This window comes from Brevundimonas sp., assembly GCF_032107865.1.
Taxonomy (GTDB): domain Bacteria; phylum Pseudomonadota; class Alphaproteobacteria; order Caulobacterales; family Caulobacteraceae; genus Brevundimonas.
Genome location: NZ_DAMCNG010000365.1, coordinates 1 through 1,496, shown reverse-complemented (window position 1 = coordinate 1,496; position 1,496 = coordinate 1). Strand labels below are relative to the sequence as shown.

Annotated in this window: 3 protein-coding genes; 1 reads left to right on the top strand and 2 read right to left on the bottom strand. The window is 71.2% G+C overall.

Translation table 11 applies throughout. The features are described from left to right. The coding region (locus tag RT567_RS16745; protein WP_313577319.1) for an SDR family oxidoreductase at positions 1–191 on the top strand (191 nt) is incomplete at its 5' end. Between the two features lie 4 nt (positions 192–195). Here RT567_RS16745 and RT567_RS16740 read toward each other — a convergent pair. Next, positions 196–1,218 (bottom strand): pepsin/retropepsin-like aspartic protease family protein, encoded by a 1,023-nt coding sequence (locus tag RT567_RS16740; RefSeq protein WP_313577318.1) that lies wholly within the window; start codon positions 1,216–1,218, stop codon positions 196–198. 81 nt (positions 1,219–1,299) lie between these two features. After that, positions 1,300–1,496: tyrosine-type recombinase/integrase (locus tag RT567_RS16735; RefSeq protein ID WP_313577317.1), on the bottom strand; the 197-nt coding region annotated here is incomplete at its 5' end.

The window sequence follows — 1,496 nt, the reverse complement described above, 5'->3', positions numbered from 1 at the left end:
CCGCCCGCGCCGCCGCCACGGGCGCGACGCCGCAGGACGCCCGCGCCGAGTCGGTCAAGTCCATCCCTGCCGGACGCATCGGCACGATCGAGGAATTCGGCGCGGCGGCCGCCTTCCTGGCTAGCCCGCTGGCGGGCTATGTCACCGGCTCCCTGATCCGCATCGACGGCGGAGCGGTCAAGGCGATCTGATCGCCTAGGGGCGAGGCGCAGGCTGCGGCGTGGGGCGCCGGATCAGACCGCCGAGAGCGATGCGGCCGCGGCCATAGTCCAACGTCACCTGGCTGAACCGGGTCAGAACGTCCGCGCCCAGCAACAGAGCGGGCCGGTCGATCAGGTCCAGGATGCGAAAGGCGTGCAGATCGCCGAATAGCAGGGGGCTCGGCCCCAGATCGCGTCGCGCGAGCCGCAGATTGGTCACGGCGCCGGACCGCACCAGCAAGGATTGGCCGATCACGCCATAGACGCGCACCAAGGGACGTTCGACCCGGCCCAGGCGCGAATCCAGCGCCCGCATCAGGGCGCGGTTGCCGATCGAGTATTGGGCGCCGCTGTCGATGAAGGCGACGGCCGGGACGCCGTCGGCGGCGACCTGGGTCAGGATCAACTGGCTGAAACGCCCCGAGCGGACATCGGTGATGTCCAGGCCCACGCGGCTGGCGCGTCCGCCGAAGGACAGGCCGCGCCGCACGACGTCCGCGCCCGAGGCGGCCATCATGACGCGGCGGCGCCGCAGGTCCAGGGTCAGCCGAAAGCGCGACAGCACGTCCAGGCCCAGAAGGCCGTCGGCGCCCAGCAGCCCATGGGGAAAGACGGGCAGCACCAGGTCAGCGAACCGTCGTTCGGAAAAAGCCAGCTGCGGCAGGCGCACGGTCGGCGTCATCTGGGCGGTGGTGATGCCGTGCACCAGGACGGGCGGACCGGGCGGGAGGTTCAGCGCCTGCGCCAGTCGGTCGGAGACGGCGCTGCGCTCCGCGCCCGTATCGATCACGAACAGCGCCTTGTGTCCGTCCAGATCGACCTCGACCCCTATGCGCGTCAGCAGGTTCGCCAGCAGACGCGCCTCGGCGTCGGGCGGAGCGGCAGACGTCTGCTCCGCCGCGTCCTGAGACCATGCGGGCGCCGCCAAAAGAAGCCCGGTTTGGGCCAGCAGGCTCAGGGCCATGCGGCGGCTGGGGGCGAGGCGATCGGTCTCAGAAACGAGAATCGGCCTGTGCACGCGCGTGAACTCCCGTCCCGCGATCCCCAGGCCGGAATTCTGGCGCCTTTTTGATCCGCTGAACAGTCCGCTTGCGGAGGGTCAGCCGCGCGGGTGGGCCTGGGCGTAGGCGGCCAGCAGGCGGGCGGCGTCGACCTGGGTGTATTTCTGCGTCGTGGACAGGCTGGCATGGCCCAGCAGTTCCTGGATCGAGCGCAGGTCGGCGCCCGCGCCCAGCAGGTGGGTGGCGAAGCTGTGCCTCAGCGCGTGGGGCGTGGTCGAGGCGGGCAGGCCGAGGC